Source organism: Allobosea sp. P1_A7 (genome assembly GCF_056406775.1).
Window position 1 is genome coordinate 1 of sequence record NZ_JBFTZN010000540.1, and the last position, 1,629, is coordinate 1,629.

The following is a 1,629-nucleotide window of genomic DNA, read 5'->3' on the forward strand; positions in this document are numbered from 1 at the left end:
CCCGTCGTATTCATGAAGGCTTGGCTGAATGAGCATCTGGGGCGACGGCGCGGCGAGCCGTGGCGTGTTTTTCACCGCATCGGCGGAGTGAACTTGAAGAACGCGTTGGAGGCTTGGGCTTCAGTTCGTCGGGGCGTCCTCGGCCCCGCCGATCATGGTGCGGCGCCCCGTGGCTGTGGCGCGAGCGCGGTGACGAGGCCTTGGAACAGATCGGCCTCGGGATGACAGGCCGCATAGGAGAGCCGAATGCGGCTGATGGTTTCCTGGACACGGACGGCGATCTTCACCAGGCGCAGCCGCAGGGTCGAGAACTCGGCCTTCGCCAGATCGCGGACCGCCGGGACGGCGTCGCGGACGGCGAGCAGGAGCCAGTAGGCGGCGGTGTGAAGGACGAGCCGGACCTGGTTGGCGACCGCCCTTCGGCAAGACGTGCGATCCGAGGCGAGATGGGTCTTGTGCGCCTTGATTAGGTTCTCGGCCTGGCCGCGGGCGCAGTAGAGGGTCTCATAGACGATCCGCGGGCTGGCCGCGAGGTTGGTGACGACGAAGCGGATGTCGAGCCCGAGTCTGGTCGCTTCGATGCGCGCGACGGCCCGGCGCTCGCGGCGCCAGCTCTTGGCCCTGTGACGGGTCTCGGCGAAGTCCCTCACCCCGTCGGCGTTCTCGACCGCGCGCCGGGTGCGCACGGCATCGGCCGTCGCCTCGACCTTGGCGGTGAGTGGCCGCGTGCCGGTGAGCCCGAAGATGTAGGTGACGCCGTTGTCCTCGCACCAGTCCATGGCCTCGGGCCGGGCATAGTGGCCGTCGCCGCGGATCGTGACGCGGGTCGTCGGCCACCGTCCGCGGATGCGCCGCACCAGCCGGCGGATGTGGGCACGAACCTCGACGCCCGACGGCGTCTTGCCGGCTCTGAGCACGATGGCGACAGGACGGCCCGTCGCGGTGTCGTAGACGTGGATCGGCAGGAAGCAGCGCTCGTCGTAATGGGCGTTGAACAGCGACAGCTGCTGATGGCCGTGGACGACGTCGCAGCTGTCGTCGATGTCGAGCGTGACGCCGGCCGGCGCTGCCGGGTAGCTCGCCAGCCATTGGTCGACGAGGGCATAGCTCAACCGGATGGCGTCGCGCACCGTGGGCGCGTTCTCCAGTCGCGACAGGGTGGGCTGCGAGGCCAGGTCTGGGCCGCTCTCGGGCAGACGACCGCAGGCAAGCTTGAAGGCCGGATCGGCCCGCAGCGGACCGAAGTCGTTGCAGTCCTCATAGCCGCACGCGATCGCGAAGATGCGGGCGCGGATCATGTCGGCCATCGCATGCGTCACCCGCGCCGGATCTCGCCGGTCGGGCATGAGCGCGGCAAGCCGATCGGCAATGCCGAGCCGGCGCTCTGCCTGGGCCAGCAACATCACGCCGCCATCCGACGACAGGCGTCCGCCGTCGAAGGCTGCTGTGATCTTCTTGCGCCCCACGGCTGGAAACGAGAACGGCGGAATCGTATCGTCGGTCATGGCGGATGTGGCAGCCGAAGAGGGACGGGCAGGATTGGCTTCAGCAACCGAATCCTACGTCATATCAAAATCTTACGCTACATCCGCCAGCTCAATTGCCCGCCCTGGTGAATGATTCGGGCTA

Annotated in this window: 1 protein-coding gene; it reads right to left on the reverse strand. The window is 67.8% G+C overall.

Annotated features, from left to right (window positions below; all coding sequences use genetic code 11):
- Positions 1 to 152: 152 nt before the first annotated feature.
- A complete protein-coding gene (locus AC1D34_RS37415) occupies positions 153 to 1,505 on the reverse strand; it encodes an IS1380 family transposase (RefSeq protein WP_476827010.1) in 1,353 nt (450 codons plus the stop codon).
- Positions 1,506 to 1,629 lie beyond the last annotated feature (124 nt).

Bases quoted from the DNA above. Each gene is read 5' to 3' on its own strand.
- AC1D34_RS37415 (WP_476827010.1), bottom strand. From the start codon at position 1,505: ATGACCGACGATACGATTCCGCCGTTCTCGTTTCCAGCCGTGGGGCGC.